This is a genomic window from Pseudoclavibacter sp. VKM Ac-2888, from assembly GCF_015351285.1.
Lineage (GTDB): Bacteria > Actinomycetota > Actinomycetes > Actinomycetales > Microbacteriaceae > Pseudoclavibacter.
The window spans coordinates 3,193,285-3,210,354 of the sequence record NZ_JADKSM010000001.1 but is presented as its reverse complement, the minus strand read 5'-3'; the positions used below and the strand labels follow the sequence as shown (position 1 = coordinate 3,210,354).

Annotated in this window: 17 protein-coding genes; 4 read left to right on the top strand and 13 right to left on the bottom strand. The window is 67.4% G+C overall.

What is annotated here, in order from left to right; translation table 11 throughout:
• Window positions 1-389: 389 nt before the first annotated feature.
• The 8 genes from ITJ61_RS15210 to ITJ61_RS15175 are packed head-to-tail and all read right to left on the bottom strand — an operon-like array spanning window position 390 to window position 8,192.
• A complete protein-coding gene (locus ITJ61_RS15210; protein ID WP_194686628.1) occupies window positions 390-1,604 on the bottom strand; it encodes an acetyl-CoA C-acetyltransferase in 1,215 nt (404 codons plus the stop codon).
• Entirely contained in the window at window positions 1,601-2,257 is a 657-nt protein-coding gene (locus ITJ61_RS15205) for a CoA transferase subunit B (RefSeq protein WP_194686627.1), read from the bottom strand. The genes ITJ61_RS15210 and ITJ61_RS15205 overlap by 4 nt, the downstream gene beginning before the upstream one ends.
• Window positions 2,257-3,072: a CoA transferase subunit A gene (locus ITJ61_RS15200; protein WP_194686626.1), complete on the bottom strand. Its 816-nt coding sequence runs from the start codon at window positions 3,070-3,072 to the stop codon at window positions 2,257-2,259. The genes ITJ61_RS15205 and ITJ61_RS15200 overlap by 1 nt, the downstream gene beginning before the upstream one ends.
• A complete protein-coding gene (gene pcaC, locus ITJ61_RS20390) occupies window positions 3,065-4,321 on the bottom strand; it encodes a 4-carboxymuconolactone decarboxylase (RefSeq protein WP_194686625.1) in 1,257 nt (418 codons plus the stop codon). The genes ITJ61_RS15200 and pcaC overlap by 8 nt, the downstream gene beginning before the upstream one ends.
• Complete coding sequence (locus tag ITJ61_RS15190) at window positions 4,318-5,535, bottom strand: lyase family protein (RefSeq protein WP_194686624.1); 1,218 nt, start codon at window positions 5,533-5,535, stop codon at window positions 4,318-4,320. The genes pcaC and ITJ61_RS15190 overlap by 4 nt, the downstream gene beginning before the upstream one ends.
• Before the next feature lie 2 nt (window positions 5,536-5,537).
• A complete protein-coding gene (pcaG, locus tag ITJ61_RS15185) occupies window positions 5,538-6,125 on the bottom strand; it encodes a protocatechuate 3,4-dioxygenase subunit alpha (RefSeq protein WP_104307403.1) in 588 nt (195 codons plus the stop codon).
• Window positions 6,118-6,921 (bottom strand): protocatechuate 3,4-dioxygenase subunit beta, encoded by an 804-nt coding sequence (gene pcaH / locus ITJ61_RS15180; protein ID WP_194686623.1) that lies wholly within the window; start codon window positions 6,919-6,921, stop codon window positions 6,118-6,120. The genes pcaG and pcaH overlap by 8 nt, the downstream gene beginning before the upstream one ends.
• Window positions 6,918-8,192 carry a 4-hydroxybenzoate 3-monooxygenase gene (locus ITJ61_RS15175; RefSeq protein WP_194686622.1) on the bottom strand — a complete coding sequence of 425 codons (1,275 nt, stop codon included), beginning with the start codon at window positions 8,190-8,192 and terminating at the stop codon, window positions 6,918-6,920. The genes pcaH and ITJ61_RS15175 overlap by 4 nt, the downstream gene beginning before the upstream one ends.
• 366 nt (window positions 8,193-8,558) lie before the next feature.
• Here ITJ61_RS15175 and ITJ61_RS15170 point away from each other — a divergent pair, with 366 nt between their 5' ends.
• Together ITJ61_RS15170 and ITJ61_RS15165 are read left to right on the top strand one after the other, a co-directional pair.
• Entirely contained in the window at window positions 8,559-9,029 is a 471-nt protein-coding gene (locus ITJ61_RS15170; protein ID WP_228496691.1) for a GNAT family N-acetyltransferase, read from the top strand.
• A gap of 236 nt (window positions 9,030-9,265) precedes the next feature.
• A complete protein-coding gene (locus ITJ61_RS15165) occupies window positions 9,266-9,919 on the top strand; it encodes a hypothetical protein (protein WP_104239815.1) in 654 nt (217 codons plus the stop codon).
• 9 nt (window positions 9,920-9,928) lie between these two features.
• Here the strand turns inward: ITJ61_RS15165 and ITJ61_RS15160 are convergent, their stop codons facing one another.
• From ITJ61_RS15160 to ITJ61_RS15145, 4 genes are all read right to left on the bottom strand, one after another.
• Window positions 9,929-11,305 (bottom strand): Imm61 family immunity protein, encoded by a 1,377-nt coding sequence (locus ITJ61_RS15160; protein WP_194686620.1) that lies wholly within the window; start codon window positions 11,303-11,305, stop codon window positions 9,929-9,931.
• 197 nt (window positions 11,306-11,502) lie between these two features.
• Window positions 11,503-11,970, bottom strand: coding sequence for a hypothetical protein (locus ITJ61_RS15155; RefSeq protein WP_194686619.1), 468 nt, complete (start codon window positions 11,968-11,970; stop codon window positions 11,503-11,505).
• A 188-nt stretch (window positions 11,971-12,158) separates the two neighbouring features.
• Window positions 12,159-12,449, bottom strand: a complete 291-nt coding sequence (locus tag ITJ61_RS15150) for a GNAT family N-acetyltransferase (RefSeq protein WP_323744392.1) — start codon at window positions 12,447-12,449, stop codon at window positions 12,159-12,161.
• A gap of 1,436 nt (window positions 12,450-13,885) precedes the next feature.
• On the bottom strand, window positions 13,886-15,121 hold the full coding sequence (locus tag ITJ61_RS15145) for an MFS transporter (protein WP_194686617.1): 1,236 nt from the start codon (window positions 15,119-15,121) through the stop codon (window positions 13,886-13,888).
• Here ITJ61_RS15145 and ITJ61_RS15140 point away from each other — a divergent pair.
• Window positions 15,112-15,771, top strand: coding sequence for a TetR/AcrR family transcriptional regulator (locus tag ITJ61_RS15140; protein WP_323744380.1), 660 nt, complete (start codon window positions 15,112-15,114; stop codon window positions 15,769-15,771). The two genes, ITJ61_RS15145 and ITJ61_RS15140, sit on opposite strands and share 10 nt — an antisense overlap.
• Before the next feature lie 161 nt (window positions 15,772-15,932).
• Here the strand turns inward: ITJ61_RS15140 and ITJ61_RS15135 are convergent, their stop codons facing one another.
• Window positions 15,933-16,451 carry a TetR/AcrR family transcriptional regulator gene (locus ITJ61_RS15135; RefSeq protein ID WP_194686616.1) on the bottom strand — a complete coding sequence of 173 codons (519 nt, stop codon included), beginning with the start codon at window positions 16,449-16,451 and terminating at the stop codon, window positions 15,933-15,935.
• Between the two features lie 65 nt (window positions 16,452-16,516).
• On the opposite strand from ITJ61_RS15135, the gene ITJ61_RS15130 reads away from it, so the two are divergent.
• Complete coding sequence (locus tag ITJ61_RS15130) at window positions 16,517-17,005, top strand: DoxX family protein (protein ID WP_194686615.1); 489 nt, start codon at window positions 16,517-16,519, stop codon at window positions 17,003-17,005.
• Window positions 17,006-17,070: the final 65 nt, after the last annotated feature.

Genomic DNA, 17,070 nt, shown 5'->3' with positions numbered 1-17,070 from the left:
CGAGACAAAGGTGGGGTGGAAAGGCTGAAGAGGAATCCATCCCGAAACGGACGCAGCCAGACAACGCGCCCCACCCCAGCTTCTCGAGATGGGTTACACGCCTCGGGGTGGGATGCAACCCATCCGCAAGCGCGAAACCCATCCCGAAACCGCAGGGGGCAGGCAGCGAGACGAAGGTGGGGCTGGGAAGACAGACGAGGAATCCATCCCGAAACGGACGCAGCCGGACAACGCGCCCCACCCCAGCTTCTCGAGATGGGTTACACGCCTCGGGATGGGATGCAACCCATCCACAAGCGCGAAACCCATCCCGAAACGAAAGCGGGTGGGCAGCGCAGCGCGGCCCCGCCGCACCGCCGCAGCGCGGCACCGCCGCACCGCCGCGCGCCCTACACGCGCTCGAAGACGGCGGCGAGCGCCTGGCCTCCGCCGATGCACATGGTCTCGAGGGCGAGGCTGGCGTCGAGGGCCGGCAGCTCGTTCGCGAGGGTCGCGAGCATGCGGATGCCGGTGGCGCCGATGGGGTGGCCGATGGAGATGCCGGAGCCGCGCGGGTTGAGGCGCGGGTCTTCGGCGTCGATGCCCCAGTCGGCGAGGCACGCGAGCACCTGCACGGCGAAGGCCTCGTTGAGCTCGATCACGTCGAGGTCCGCCAAGCCGATGCCTGCGCGCGCGAGCGCAAGGGAGGTCGCCGGCACTGGTGCGACACCGAAGAGGCGCGGGTCGTTGCCCGCTACCGCCCACGAAACCAGCCGAACCGAAGGCGTGAGCCCAAGCGCAGCCGCCCGCTCCGGGGTCGTCACGATGCAGGCGGCGGCCGCGTCGTTCTGTCCGCTCGAGTTGCCGGCCGTGACGGTGGATGCCGGGTCCTTCTTCCCGAGGATCGGCCGCAGTCGGGCGAGGGCCTCGAGCGACGAGTCGGCGCGCGGATGCTCGTCCCGGTCGACGAGCACGTCGCCCTTCCGGCCAGGCACGGTGACGGGCACGAGCTCGGCGTCGAACGCGCCCGATTCCTGAGCGGCGACGGCGCGCTGGTGCGACTGCAGGGCGAAGCGGTCCTGCGCCTCACGGCTGATGCCGTACTCGGAACGCAGCAGCTCGGCGCTACCCACGTTGCCGTCGGGGCTCGGGTAGTTGACGCCGCCGACGGTCTCCCGGCCGCGGGCCAGGGCGTCGTGCAGCATGAGGCCGGCGGGCGGGGTGCCGCGGCGTCCCTGCTCCGTATAGAGGGGAGCGTTCGACATCGATTCGGCGCCGAGGGCGACGACCACGTCGGCGACCCCCGTCTGCACTTCCATCGCGGCGTTCATGACGGCCTGCAGCCCCGAGCCGCAGCGGCGGTCGAGCTGGTACCCCGTCGTGGTGATGGGGAAGCCCGCATCCAGTGCCGCGACCCGCCCGAAGGCCGGAGACTCCATGGAGGGGTACCCCTGCGCGCCGATGACGGAGTCGACGGCAGTGACGTCGAGCCCGCTGCGCGCGACGAGCGCCTCGAGGACGGCGACACCGAGCGCCCGCGCGTCGAGCGGCGCGAGCGATCCGCCGAGCCGCCCGACAGGCGTGCGGAGCGGTGAGCAGATGACGACCTCGCGGAGCTCGGTCACGCCGAGACCTCCTGCAGGGAATCGGCGACCGTGAAGGCGGCCCCGGTTGCGTCCCGAACCTCGTCGACCGTCACGCCGGGCGCGAGCTCGATGAGCACGAGCCCAGAGTCCGTCACGTCGAGGACGGCCAGGTCGGTGATGATGCGGTCGATGCAGCCCTTGCCGGTGAGGGGCAGGGTGCACTGCTCGACGATCTTCGGCGAGCCGTCCTTCGCGACGTGCTCCATGACGACGAGCACGTGCTCGGCGCCGTTGACGAGGTCCATGGCTCCGCCCATGCCCTTGACCATCTTGCCGGGCACGGCCCAGTTGGCGATGTCGCCCTGCGCGGAGACCTGCATGGCGCCGAGGACGGCGTTGGTGACGCGGCCGCCGCGGATCATGCCGAAGCTCGCGGCCGAGTCGAAGAAGGACGCGCCGGGCAGCACGGTGACGGTCTCCTTGCCGGCGTTGATGAGCTTCGGGTCTGCCTCTCCCTCCCACGGGTACGGGCCGACGCCGAGGATGCCGTTCTCGGAGTGCAGCACCACCTCGATGCCGTCGTCGATGTAGTTCGGGATGAGCGTCGGCAGCCCGATGCCGAGGTTCACGTACGAGCCGTCCTTGAGCTCCTTGGCGGCGCGGGCGGCCATCTCGTTCCTGGTCAGCGGCATCAGGCGTGTCCCCTCGAGTCGGTGGATGCGGTCGTTGCGGCGGTTTCGCGCGGCCGGATGGTGGTCTTCTCGATGGGCAGCTCACCGGACTGCTCCGGCGTGAGGACGACCACCCGGTCGACGTAGATGCCGGGCAGGTGGATCTCGTCGGGGTCGAGCTCGCCTGGCTCGACGAGTCGGTCGACCTCGGCGATCGTGATGCGCCCGGCCATGCCGGCGAGGGGATTGAAGTTGCGGGTCGACTTCTCGAAGCGCAGGTTACCGTGGCGGTCGCCGACGGCGGCGCGCACGAGCCCGAAGTCGGTGCTGATGGCGGTCTCGAGCACGTACTCCTTGGCAGCCCCGAACACGTCGAAGGGGCGCTGCTCCTTGGGGTCGCTCACGAGGCCGACGGTGCCGTCGGAGTTGTAGCGGATGGGCATCCCGCCCTCGGAGACCATGGTGCCGGCCCCGGTCGCCGTGTAGAAGGCGGGGACCCCGACGCCGCCAGCGCGCAGGCGCTCGGCGAGGGTGCCCTGCGGGGTGAGCTCGACCTCGATCTCGCCGGACAGGTACTGGCGCGCGAATTCCTTGTTCTCGCCGATGTAGCTCGCGATGACGCGGCGGATGCGCCCTTCGGAGAGCAGCTCGCCGAGGCCCCAGCCGTCGACGCCGCAGTTGTTGGAGACGACCTCGAGGCCGTCGACGCCGAGTGCCTGGATGGCGCGGATGAGGGTGATGGGCACGCCGGAGAGGCCGAATCCCCCGACCGCGAGCGATGCGCCCGCCGGGATGTCGGCGACGGCATCGGCCGCCGAGGCGTAGGTCTTATCCACGTTCTGCTCCTTCGTTGGGGCTGGATTCTGGAGACTCTGCTGTGTCTGCGGTGCCTGCGGCATCGAGGTCCGCGAACACCTGCTTGGCGATGCCGAGGGCTCCGTTGGCGGGAGGCAGGCCGGCGTAGAGCGCCGTGTGCAGGATGACTTCGGCGATCTCGGCGCGCGTGAGGCCGTTGGTGAGGGCGGCGCGCACGTGCATCCGGATCTCTGCCTCGTGCGATCCGGTGACGAGGCTCGCGAGCGTCGCGATGGACCGCTCGCGGCGGGACAGCTCGTCGCGCGCCCAGATCTCGCCCCACGCGTAGCGGGTGATGAAGTCCTGGAACGGCGCGGTCTCCGCGGTCGTTCCGGCGACGGCGCGGTCGACGTGCGCGTCGCCGAGCACCTCGCGGCGCACGCGCATGCCCTGCTCGTGCGCGCTCGTCGCGCCGGGCTGCGCCGGCAACGCGGATGCGCGCAGGTGCGTCGTGAGGAGGCGGGCCGCGGCGTCCGGGTCTTCGAGCGCGGCGAGGTGGGCGGTGCCGGCGATGGTCGAGTGGTAGCCGTTCGGGATGCGCTCGGTGAGCGTCTGCATGGCTTCCGGCGTCGTGACGGCGTCGTGTTCGCCGCTCACGACGAGCACGGGTGCGCGCAGCGAGCCGAGCGATGCGGTGCGGTCGAAGGCGGCGAGTGCCTCGTTGCAGCGCGCGTACGACTCGTCGTCGATGTCGATGAGCGTCGAGAGGGATCGCGCGGCGGGAGAGAGCGGGTGCTGCTCGAGGAAGCCGGGCGCGAACCACCGTTCGGCGCTGCCCGTGACGAGCGATGCGGTTCCGGATGCGCGCACCGCGGCGGCCCGCTGCTCCCATCCCTCGGTGGTGCCGATCTTCGAATCGGTGCAGAAGAGCGCGAGGCTCTTGACGCGCTCGGGGTGCGCGAGGGCCAGCTCGAGGGCGATGGCCCCGCCGAGGGAGAGCCCCGCGAGGTGGAATGCGCCGCCGCCGGCTTCTTCGACGACCCCGAGCACCGCATCCGCGAGCTCGGCGATCGTGAACGGCTCGGTGACGGCGGGGCTGGAGCCGTGGCCGGGGAGGTCGACGCGCAGGATGCGGAGCGTGCTGCCGGGCGTCGAGGCGCGCAGAGCTTCGACGGTGCCATCCCAGAGCGCCATGGTGGTGCCGAGCGATGGGAGCAGCACCAGCAGTTCGTTCTGGGCCGCGGGCTGCGTGCCGGGGGCGAAGGCACCCTTGAGCCGTGGGATCGTCATGCCGTCTCCTCGCTGTTCGTGCTGTCGTCTGCGTCGCTGTCGCTGTCGCTGTCCGCGTCGGTGTCGGTGTCGCTATCGCGATCCTGGCTGGCGTCCTGGTAGAGGAACCGGCTGATGGCGGCGTTGACGACGCGGTTCGCGGCCTGCAGCGTGACCTGGTCGGCGCCCGCGACGGCGGAGTCGGCGAGGTGGTGCCGCGCCGTCTCACGCTCGACGGTGACGCGGTCGAGGGATGCGGCGAGGCGTCGGGCAGACACGCTGGCGAGCTCGAGGAGGCGGCGCAGCGCATCCCATTCGGCGTGCCATTCGCCAGCCGGTCGTTCGTCCTGGGAGATGGCGGCGGAGGCGACGGTCGCGAGGAGGCCGGGCGCCTGGAGCGCGTTCGAGACGACGACGATGGGGGCGACGGGGTTCTGCTTGTGGGGCATCGCCGAGGAGGCGCCGCCGCCGGCAAGCGAGAGTTCGCCGACGCGTTCGCCGGAGGAGGTGACGAGGTCGCGTCCGATGCGCCCGAGGGCTGTGCACACGGCCGTCGCGGCGCTCGCGACGGCGAGCACCGGGGTGCGCTCGGCGTGCCAGGAGCGGCGTGGGTCGTCGAGGCCGAGGCCCGCAGCGAGGTGCGCCCGCAGGATGCTCGTGGTCTGCGCGCCGGACCCGAGCCGGTCGGCTGCCTCGCCGGTGCCGACGGCACCGCCGAACTGCACGGGGTAGTCGAGGGCGTCGATGGCCGCGATGGCGGAGGTGACGCCGTCGAGCCAGCCCGCGAACTGCACGCCGAGTGTGCTCGCGGCGGCCTGCCGGCCGAGCGTGTAGGCGACGCGGGGCGAGCGGCGTTCGGCGTCGGCGAGGCCCTGGAGGCGGGTGCCGGTCGCGGCGAGGTCGGCGCGTACGGCGGCAAGCGCGTCGCGCGAGTGCAGCATGCTGGCGGAGTCGACGATGTCCTGGCTCGTAGCGCCGGCGTGCAGGCGCGGGGCCTCGACGCCGGCGGTGGCGAGCGAGGCGCGCAGCTGGCGCACGAGCTCCGGAACCATCACGCCGTCCGACTCGAGGCCGTCGCGCAGCGCGTCGGCATCGAGGTCGGCAGTCTCGACGGCACGTGCGGATGCGGTGGCGTCCTTCGTCTCGAGCGCCGCCCAGGCGAGCAGCAGCTCGGCCTCGACACGGAGCATGCCGCGCACGAGCGAGCCCTGTTCGTCCCCACCTTCCCGGCGCACGGTCACAGCTCCTGGCCGAAGTCGAAGAAGACCGTCTCGCCGTCGCCCTGGAGGCGGATGTCGAAGCGGTAGCTGCCGGGCGCATCCGGTGTCGCGATGAGGGTGGCGCGGCGCTCGGGGGCCAGACCGGCGAGCACGGGGTCCGTCTCGTTCTCGGCGGGCTGGTCGCCGAAGTAGGCGCGCGTGAAGAGGTGGTGGAGGAGGCCCCGCGCGAAGATCGTGACGAGCAGGTAGGGGGCGGCTCCCACATCCCGTCGCCCTGGCTTGATGGTCGTGAACGAGTAGTGGCCGTCGCGGTCGGCCGGTGCGCGGCCGAAGCCCGTGAACGTGTAGCCGTCTCGTTCGAGGCTGCCACGCTGCGCGACCGGCTGGCCGTCGGCGTCGAGCCCCCACAGCTCGAGGATGGCATCCGGAACCGTCTCGCCTGCACCGTCGGTGACGGTGCCGTGGAGGCGGATCGCGTCCGGGCGCCAGGGGGCGGCGATCTCGCCGCCGCGCTCGTAGGGCAGGGCGTAGCCGTAGAAGGGGCCGACGGTCTGCGACGGCGTCTGGCCGAGCGGTGCCGCCTCGGTCGTGGTGGGTTCAGGCATGGTCGGTGTCCTCCGGTTCCATCCACGTGGACTTCGAGCCGGTGAGCACGATGTCCCACTTGTAGCCGATCGCCCACTCGTGCTCGCTGACGTCGTGGTCGTAGTTCGCGACGAGTCTTGCGCGTGCGGCTGGGTCGACGATGGACTGGTAGATGGGGTCGAGCGCGAAGAGCGGGTCGCCGGGGAAGTACATCTGCGTGATGAGGCGCTGCGTGAACTGCGTGCCGAACAGCGAGAAGTGGATGTGCGCGGGGCGCCACGCGTTGCGGTGGTTCTTCCACGGGTAGGCGCCCGGCTTGATGGTGGTGAGCCGGTACTCGCCGTCGTCGCCCGTGATGATGCGGCCGACGCCCGTGAAGTTCGGGTCGAGGGGGGCGGGGTGCTGGTCGCGCTTGTGCACGTAGCGTCCGGCGGCGTTGGCCTGCCAGATCTCGACGAGCTGGCCGCGCACGGGGCGGCCTTCGCCGTCGAGGATGCGGCCGGAGACGATGATGCGCTCGCCGATGGGCTCGCCGTTGTGCTGGATCGTGAGGTCGGATTCCTCGGCGGCGACGTCGGTGTGCCCGAACGCGGGAGAGACGAGTTCGATCTCCTCGGGGTCGGCGCGCACGAGCTCGTGCGTGGGGTGGCGCAGCGCGACGGATCGGTAGGGCGCGAAGTCGCGCTGCGGGTGGCTGCGGGTGTCGTCGGCGTGCGCAGCGTGCATGTCGGAGATCTGCTGCGAGATGTGCGCCTGGGTGACCAGCGAGTCGACGGGGCCGTCCAGCTGCTCGGACTGTTCCTGCGGGGCGCTCATCGTGCATCCACGAACGGGAGGCCGGCGTACTGCTCGGCGAGGCTGACCTGGGCGGCGTGCGAGGAGGTGACGTAGCGGATCTGCCCGAGCTGGCGTTGGAAGTCGAAGGCGCTCTGCTCGGCGGATCCGTCGGCGGGGTGCACGTGGAGCATGTCGGTCATCCATTGCGAGAAGTGCTGCACCTTCCACTGCCGGTCGAGCGCTTTGTCGCTGTACTGCTCGAGGCCCGTGTCGTCGCCGGCGTAGTGGGCTTGGAGGGCTTCGGCGAGGAGGGCGACGTCGGCGATGGCCGAGTTGAGGCCCTTCGCGCCGGTCGGGGGCACGATGTGGCCGGCGTCGCCGACGAGGTAGAGGCGCCCGTAGTTGAGGGTGGAGACGACGAAGCTGCGCATGGGCAGGATCGACTTCTCGGTGATGGGGCCTTCGGTGAGGGTCCAGCCCTCGGTGCCGAGGCGCGTCTGGAGGGCTTCCCAGATGCGCTCGTCGCTCCAGTTCGCGATGTCGTCGTCGGGGCTGACCTGCAGGTAGAGGCGCGAGACCGTGGTGGAGCGCATGGAGTGCATGGCGAAGCCGTCGCGGTGGAGCGCGTAGATGAGGTCGTCGGTGGAGGGGGCCACGTCGGCGAGGATGCCGAGCCACGCGAAGTCGTAGACGCGCTCGGCGACCTCGAGGGTGCCTTCGGGGAAGGTGCGGCGGCAGACACCGTGGTAGCCGTCGGCGCCGATGATGTAGTCGCAGTCGAGGGTGATGCGCTCGCCGTTCGGGGCCGTGTAGGCGACGGATGCGCGTTCCCCGTCGATCTGCGCCGATTCAATCTTGGTCGGCTGAACGTCGGTGGCTTCGAAGATGAGCTGCGAGCCGAGCCGCTCGTGTTCGGCGACGAGGTGGTGGACGAGCGCCTGCTGGCCGTAGACGGTGACGGTGCGGCCGGTCAGCTCGGCGAAGTCGATGTGGTGGCGTTCGCCCTCGTGCTGCAGGTAGATGCCGTGGTGGGTGAGGCCGTTGGTCTTGAGGTCGGCGTCGAGGCCGTACTTGCCGAGGAGGTCGACGGAGTCCTGTTCGAGCACGCCAGCGCGGATGCGCCCGAGCACGTAGTCCTTGTCGCGCGCCTCGAGGATGCGGTAGTCGATTCCCGCCTGGCCGAGGATGTGGCCGAGCAGCAGGCCAGCGGGCCCCGCTCCGATGATGGCCACCTGCGTGGACTGGCGCACGCCCGTTGCGGTGCTCTCGCCTGCCTCGGCGCTCTGGCCGTGGCTCTCGTCGCTCGTCATCGAACGCCTCTCGTCGTTGGGAAGGATGAGACGAGTGTGCGGGGCGGGTGGATGCGGTGGGCGGGGGTTTCCGCTGAGTGGAAGGTTTCGGGAAGCTACCGGGCACCGAGGACGGCGGGAATGAAGCGCCGCTCGTGACAGGTCAGCGCTGTCGCAAAACCGACGGCGGATACACGTCTCCGCGGAGGGAGTTGTGACACATGGTTTTGAGAGTCGTGTGTCACGGACCCACGCGAAAGCCGCGCCGGGGGGCCACTGCGAGGTGAGACGTCTTGGAACCCTAGGGTTTTGAGTCGGTTCCGTGGTCGGCCGGAGTCGAGGACTCAACGGCGATAGCGTGGTCCCATGCTGCGGATACGAGCTTTCTTGCCAGACGACCGCGAGGACTTGATCTCGCTCGCGTTGCGCGCCTGGGAGCCGGTGTTTCCTCTGACTGAGCAAGCCGTCTCGCCGTTCGTTTACCGCGCGTTCTATCCAGACGGATGGCGCGCGCGACAGCGTGCAGACATTTCGGCAGTCCTCGATGAGGAGCCCGAGAACATCGACGTCGCGTTCTCAGGCAGCCAGGTGGCTGGGTGGGTGTGCACGCGGCTTCATCCAGAGGACCGCATGGGTGAGGTCTACGTGCTTGCGGTCGACCCAGACTTGCAACGACGTGGGATCGGTCGGGCTCTTCTCGAGCACTCCACGCGGCGGGCAAAATCGGCCGGCATGAGCATGGTGATGGTCGAGACTGGCGACGATCCGGGCCACGAACCCGCTCGACGAGCATACGAAGCTGACGGGTTTGAGCGCTGGCCGGTCGCGAGGTACTTCAAGGACCTTTCCGGTCACTGACTCAAAGCGACTGTGACGGCACGGCAACGCCCGACCGGACTGCTTGCACGAGTCGAAGGTCAGCCGCGACGTTCAGTCCAGTCTTGTGGCCCGGTGAGACATCGCAAAACCCATGGGTTGCGAGAACGAGGGTGATCCCCACGAGTACGCGTTTCCGCACCACCTCCCGCTAGTCGTCGTGAACACACCGCCGGACCGTGTCCGCCCTAGGCCAGCTCGAGGGAGAGTATGGGGCGGTGAGCACCCATTTCGACAAAACGTTCCGGGCCGATCCGCGGTTTGCGCGCAAACGAGTCGCAGGTCTCACCTGGTTCGGGATCGCGCTCATCCTGGCGGGCTTCGTCTGCATCGTGTTCACTGCGCAGAACTTCATCCCTCTCGCCGAGTGGGCCCGCGAGGGAGGCGAGGACTCGGCACTGGTTCGCAATCGCATGGCGGGCATCACGCCGCTTGTCATGATCGCGATCGAACTCGTTGGCATCGCTTGGGGGGTGTACCTCCTCATCGTCGGCGCTCGCCCGTGGCATGTCGCTGCGACCGGGACCCGGCTGCGCAAGCGCTACTACGGCTTCCATCTCAGCGATCAGACCTTCTTTCACGAGGCGCACCGGCGATTCGCGACCGGTGATCCGTCAGTGTTCGCGCCATTTCCTCACCAAGTAGATGGCGGGCAGACGGTCGTGATGATCTGGACAGCCGACGCCGACCAGACCGCGTTCGTCGGCATCTCCTGGGACCAGAATCGGCGACGCACGCACAATCTGCCACTCATCTCGCACACTGGCCCGCGCTATCAGGCACTCGACGCCGCGCTCCGGAACAAGCTGTACAAGCCACTGCCCGACGAGCACAATCCACTGCTGCGCCCCGGCACTCGACCAGCAGACTGAGCGAGCCGATCAGCCGCCGAACGAGTCCAGCGGTGTCCGCTGCCCTTCTCGAAACTCGTCTAGGGCCCGCTCGAAGGAGTACGACGAGGACCGGTAGAGCACGGATCGATCGTGCGCGACGAGGATCATGCCGCCGCCGCGAATCGATCGGAACACCGCGACTCCCCCATCGAACGGGGCCGCGGACACGGGATCTTCAAAGACCTTCCCCCGCTTCTCGTTGAGGGAGCAGAAGAGACGAAATCCCGAGTCCGCGAGTCGGCGGTCCGATGCCGAGAGCCGTCCCCAATCGACCGAGGGTGGCACGGCATCCCCACGGCTGACGGGAACGAGGATGGGCGATAGGGCCGGTGATCCCGCCGCGTCGAGGTACGACTCGCGGATCTCCTGCGGCGTCGAGCGCAGCAGGTGGGTGAAGTCGCGGGCATCCCTTGCTGCGGTGATTCCAGCATCGGCGATCTCGATGCCCCGTTCGGAGCCGTCTGTCCCGCGCACGGACACCCACCCGGGTGCGACGGGCTCAAACCGCAGGCCTTCCGCGATCTCGACGGGAGGAGCGGGCTCGACGAGGAGGGGGAGCCTGAGCTGGGGAGCGTGCCGGGCAGCCGGACCGAACTGCAGCAGCAGATAGCGCTCAACGTCTTCGACGCCGCGAGCTCGCATCCTCGTGTCATGTAGGCCACGGGAGTACCGGCGGACGCACCACCATCCGTCAGCGTCCGAGACTTCATAGCCGGTCTCGAAGTCACCGACGAGCACCGTGTCGCCACGTGCGGTCACCTCGGCGCCGCCGAGCGCGACGAACTCCCGGAAGGCCGTCGAGAACAGCCACTCGGGCGACCACGACAGAACGACGGGCGGGTTCACCTGGGGTTGACCGACGTCGAAGACGGGAGATCCGTGTGGGTCCAGCAGTGCTCGTCGAAGGGTCCCGAGGGGCACGGCCATGAGGTGACTGAACGTTCGGGGCTCCCAGGGAACCCCGCGAAGGAAGATCACTGTTCGGCTCGGATCGGCCACGTTCCAGAGACGAACGTTTCCCTTGCCGTCGGTCGCCGACTCGGTGCCAGCGGCGAGCGCTGGCTGAGTGCTTGTCGCCAGCAGCCCGAATCCACGCGTCCCCCGGACTGATGCGTTGCCGATGAGGAAGGTCAGGTAGCGCTCGACGTCCTCGAGCCGTGACGCCTGAAACTCCGTGACATAGCTTCCCGATCGCGACGCTCCGGCCACCAGATAGCCGGCATCGCTTGATCGGACTCGGTGGCGCTCCTCGCCACCCCTGCTCCACACTTCGACGTCCTCATCGTCGCTGCCGACCGCGTACCCAGCCAGCCCGATGAACTCGGCGAACATCGACGAGGGACCGAGTGCGTTGAGAAGCGTCACGCAAGCGACGGTAGCGTGCCCGGGCCGAGGGAACCCTGCCGGGTCTACCCGACCCCACCGTGCCTCGGGTGCCTGCAGTCGAGGCTCATCGCTGGGGTTTACTCGGCCGCGTGAAGCAATGTGGTCGATGCAGCTCCTTGTAGGCGGTGCATCTGTCTCAGAACCTCCTTCGTCTCGAAACCCATGGGTTCTGAGAATCAGAGGACCCAGGGGTCGGCTGGCTGTACCCGCTCGTCGACGAGCGTAATGAGCCACCCGGTCAGACTCTCGTCACCTTCATGCGCTTGGAGAGTGTCGGGCCCGTACCAGCCAGTCGCACCCGCCGGAGGGTCATGCTTTGCCAGTTCGCGTTGCTCGTGTTCTCGTTGAGGGTTTCGCGTGTTCCGTGTTCTAAGAACTTCCTCGAGATGCGCTGATCCGGGTTCCGGACGAAGGATCTGCTCTCGAGCACCTGTCAGGGCGAGTCTGACGTAGACAGCGCTTATCGATGCAACGGTTCCAAGGATCGACCATGGCGACGCGCTGCGTAGTGGAGCGTACTGGTCGAAGTGCCAACAGATTTCGTCGAGTTCGTTGCCGTAGTACTGCCAGGTGGCCTTCTCGGCTAGGCGTTCGATTCTGTCGCCAACTGCGATTATCTCGCCATCTTCTTCGAGTTCTGTCACGCTGCACGTCACTCGGATCATGAGAACAGGGTCCCACGTCAGCTGTCAGATCGGCCGGTCAAGTCATCGCTCCTCCTCGGTCGAGGTCTCGGGCGCAGGTACCTGCCAGTGAGACATCGCAAAACCCAGGGGTTCTGCGACAACGTGGGACCGGGTTGAGCGCCGCGAAGCTCGCCGTGCGTCCCTGGCTAGAGCTCGATACTCATTGTGTAGACGAGAGGCCCATCCGCTATTTGCGTCTCGTGACTGACCTCGAAGCCGTGTCGCCTGTAGAGGGAGACGTTCCGTTCTGCAGATGTTTCGAGGGAGATGCGTGGGGATGGCGACGTGGCTACCTGACGCAAACATTCTTCAAGGAGTCGAGAACCCAAGCCCTGCCCAGCCTGCTCAGGACGCACTCCTATCGTCGCGAGGTCCCATGATTTCTCGAGCCTGGGGGGCAACTCGACCCCGAATACAGGGTCGAGACGATCGCCCATGAGCTCGGTGATTTCAACCTGTAGAGACTCGGCAGGTTCGGGGACCCCGGGTGGGAGCAGGGCGGCGACTCCGGCGAGATCGTCGCTGACTACGACGGCGCCGTGCTGCAGCGCATGCGTCAGGTAGATGGCCTGGAGTTGCTTGAGTCGAGCTGAGTAGTCGTCGCTTGGAATGCTCCAGCGCGTCCACGGGTACGAATCGAAGGCGGCAGCAAGGGTAGCTGCCGCTTGAGATAGGTCTGAGTGAGTTGCATTTCGTATCGCTACTGGCACCCGAAAATCCTATGCTCAGTGACTGTTCCCCAGACAGCGGGTCCCGAGCGCCGTAGGTATAGCACGGCTCGTGTCAGCCTTGACTGGGGCGCCTGGAGAACGTAGTGAGACCGTCTCCAAACCCATGGGTTTCGCGAGCAGACTTTTGCAGCGAGTCGCCCTAGCCTGGATCGAAGACGTGCCCCAGAATTCCGCTGGTCAGCGTGAGCCATACAAGCGTGACCGCTGCTCCTAGGCTCACAAGCAGCGTGAGCATCTTTTTGTCCTCGTTTGATGGCATGACACCAGCTTGCATGCTCTGCACCTGAGGGAATCCACAAGTGTTGCGAGACGCGATGAGCAGTCGTCGTGTTGCCTTCGCACGCCGAGACGTGTCGATCTCGTGCCCTCCCGCGTGAGGCACCTCAAACCCATCGTTCAAGTTCTGAATGCAACGCTGTCGATCCAGACCGGTCGGAAGATGTGTGGTCAATCGCTCGTAGCGGGGAATCTCACAGGCGTGACGTTGGTTAGCGCGCTCGCACTGGCGTGATCAGGACTCCGCCGAATCGTGCTTCGGAGTAGTCCCACTCGCGTCCATCAACCCACACCCGCGCCGAAATGCAGGGCAGCGGTTCGTGCTCGCCGTTCGGCCAGTGCAACACGAACCCGCCGCTGAACGACGCGTTCGATCCAGTCACTCGTGCACCGTTCGCATCCACTGCGCGAGCCTCGCATTCGAGGCACAAGTATTCGGGGTACCGATCGGATTGGACGACTTGGGTGCCGCAGTTCGGGCAGGGCTGCATTCCGCGGGCGCCAGGAAGGAACGGGCTCATCTGACGAGCGTAGGCCGAACAGCGCGCGAGCTGTTCGCGTACGGCCGGCTGATCGACATCGGGCGCAGCCCGGGATGGTGGAGACGAGTTCGGAGTGTCTCGCTCCCCCAGTCTGGCCAAGTGAGACATCGCAAAACCCGTGGGTTGTGAGAATGAGGGTGAGCCCCATAAGTACGTGTTCCCGCGCCCACCTCCCGCACTTCGTCGTGGACACGCCGCCTGGCCGTGTCCGCCCGTGGCTAGGTCGGGCGAGAGCATGGGACGGTGAGCACCCATTTCGACAAGACGTTGAGCGTCTTGCGGGCACGTGCGTCGTGTGGCGTGGCTTGGTGAACCACTGATCGGTTAGCGCGAAACGGGCTGTGGGTGGGAGGCGCTGGCGCCATCCGGAACCCCCACAGCCTGACGACGAGCCCTGACGAGACCAGCCACGATCGCGATCACAACCAAGGCGACATCCAGCGCCCCGTACACGACCGCGGTGGGTTCGAGACCGAAGCGCTCGACGGCGAGGCCCGCCACCAGCGCGGGGACGCTGAAAGCGATATAGCTGACGATGTACATCGTCGAGAAAACTTGTCCACGCTCGGCATCCGGAGCTGCCTCACCCAGCGCGCCGACGGCGAGGCGGAAGGTCGCACCGAAACCGAGACCCGCGATCGCCGAACCGACGATATACAGCGGCGTACCGGCCATGACGAGCGCCGCGATCGTGATCAGCACCCCGAGAACCAGTGTTCCGTAGCCGAACAGCGTGCCCAGGCGCGGGGGGAGGAATGCCGAGATGGCTGTGCCGACCGTACCGGCGACGAAGAAGACCCCGAGCACGAGGCCGACGGTGAAGTGGCTCTGCACGCCGAGTACGGTGCCGAGGATCGACGACCCGAGTGACAGGTAAAGGCCGCCTAGGGCCCAGGTCGCGGCGATCGACGGGACAAGGGCGAAGAAGATGCTTCCTGCGGCGGGAGGAAGCCCGATGCTCGGCAGGAGCGACCGCCAGATCGAGCGGGCTGTGGGACTGTCTGGCCGGACGTGTTCTGGAACCAGCCAGATGAGAGCGGCGATGACCAGATAGCTGACAGCCAGGATCCAGAACACCAGCTGCCGAGGGAAGGGCGCGAATTCGACCAGCGCGCCGGCGAGCACGGCTCCGAACGCGATTCCCAATGACGGGACCGCGCTGCTGACCAGCGAACCGGAGCGGGCGCTCGGCGCTTTGTCGATGATCATCGCCGTGAAGGTGCCGGTGGCGGCGCCGACCGCGAAACCCTGCACGAGTCGCGCCGCTACCAGAGCGCCCGTACTGTCGGCCGTTGCAAAGAGAACCATGCCGAGGGTCAGCAGAACAAGAGAGGCCGACGCCACGGGGCGACGCCCGATCCGGTCGCTCAGCGAACCGACCGTAAGCAGAGCGACGAGCAACGCGACGACGTAGGCCGCGAAGATGACCGTCAAGGTGAACGATGAGAAGCCCCAGAGCTGCTGGTAGACGGGGTAGAGCGGAGACGGAGCCGATGCGGCAGTCAGCGTCGCCGCACCGGCGAGGCCAGCGAGCGCAAATGAGATGGGGCGTGAGAGCACGATACCTCCGTCGTAAAGCAATGATTTTTGCTTTAAACATAGGCGTCGGTGTTGGTTATAGCAAATTTCTTTGCGATAATCTGATCATGCCATCTACTGCAGCGTCGACCCGGCCCGGTGGCCGGAGCGCAAGAGTTCTGAACGCGATCTACACCGCCGTCGGCGAGCTCGTCGGCGAAGGAACAGAGAGGATCACCTTTCCGCTCATCGCCGAGCGCGCCGGAGTCAACCCGACCACGCTGTATCGCCGATGGGACGACGTAGACGCTCTGCTCGAAGAGGTCTCCGTCGCGGCGCTGACGCGAGAGGGTGACCAGATTCCCGACACAGGCGCCCTTGAGACGGATCTCACGGAGTGGGCACTCATCATCACCGAGGACATCGCGCGGCCACACCGCACACGGTATCTGCGAGCGATGGTGGCAGCGCGCGCTGAGATCGTCTCGAGTTGCCCCGTGATGGAGCGGCGGCGCGACCAGGCGGCGGAGATGGTGCGTCGGGCATCAGGGCGGGGACAAGCAGCGCCGACCGTCGGGCAGATCCTTGACCACATCGTCGCACCGCTCTATCACCATGTCGTCTTCGCCCTTCCTGCCGACGAGGACTATGCGCGGCGACTCGTTCGCGACGTGCTCTTGATGGTGCGCTGAGTCCGAGAAGGGGTTGCCTAGCTTTTCCCGGTGGTCACGCCTCCGCGACGACGTCGGCGTCGGCGTCTGAGATGCCGTCATGAGACGCCGCGAAACCCAAGGGTCTCCCGATGCCGCCTCTGTTGCGGAACGAGTTCGATTCGCGGTCCGGAAGCGGTTGTTCAGGAGAGTCTGCTGAGGAGGTTCCGCAGGGCGGCGTCGTCGTGGGGAAGGGCAGGTTGGGTGTTGCTGAGCGCGAGGTGCACAATGCCGTGGACGAGTGCGAACGCGGCGAGCGCGTCAGTGCGCTCAGGTTCGTTTTCTCCAGTGGCGAGGTGAGCCCAGGCGCTCTTGCGTGCGCTGGACAGGCGGGGGTGGGCCAGGTCAAGCAGCTCCGTCTGCCACATGACGTTGTAGAGGCCAGGGTTGCTGGTCCCCCACTTCACGTACGCGACGCCCTTGTCATAGATGTCGCCAGGGGTCTCGTCGAGTGCGCGGCTCAGTGCTTCGAACCCTCCGGCTGCGAGTTCTGTCAGCAGGCCTTCTCGAGAGCCGAAGTGGTGGACTGGCGCGGCATGAGAGACCCCCGCCTGCCGTGCGATTTCTCTCAGGCTCAGTGCGTGGACGCCATGCTCGGCAACGGTCGTAGCGGCGAGCTCCAGGAGTCGGGCGTGGAGGGCTTCGCGGTCTCGAACAAGCATTGTGTCAGTGTAACGTTAGCCCTGATGTGTCAGTGTCACATTGCGTCGCCGTCCGCGGAGGTCTCATGTCTCTCATCTACCCGTTCGTCCTGTGCCTGCTCGGTACGCGCGTGAGCATGGGGGGTGCGCGTCGCCGCGGAGTCGCTTGGGCACGGCCGTGGGCGACATGGTCGTCTTCTTCCGCCGTGGCCATGAGTGCCGTGTTGCTCGCTGGTTCGGCGACGCATTTTGTTGAGCCGCAGCGCTCGGGGTTACTGGCGATCGTGCCGACCTGGATTCCGTTCCCGGGCTGGGTGGTCACCGTGACCGGAGTTGTCGAGGCGGTGCTCGCGGTGGGGTTGAGCGTCCCCCGAACCAGAAGAAGGTCCGCAATCGCGGCCATCGGGTTGTTGCTGGCGATGTACCCCGCCAACGTGATTGCCGCAAAAGGCGTTGAGGAGGCAAGCGCGCCAGACTCGCCCCTCCTTCCCAGGACACTGCTGCAGATCGCGTTCATCGGCGCGTGCGCACTCGCGGCGCGAAGCCCAGTCGACCGCGGATCAATAGAGCTGTAGCACCACGCGACGTCGCGCCCGCGTGGCAGTGGAGCTAGGGGGGCTCGCGCCCGCAGCACGAGGCC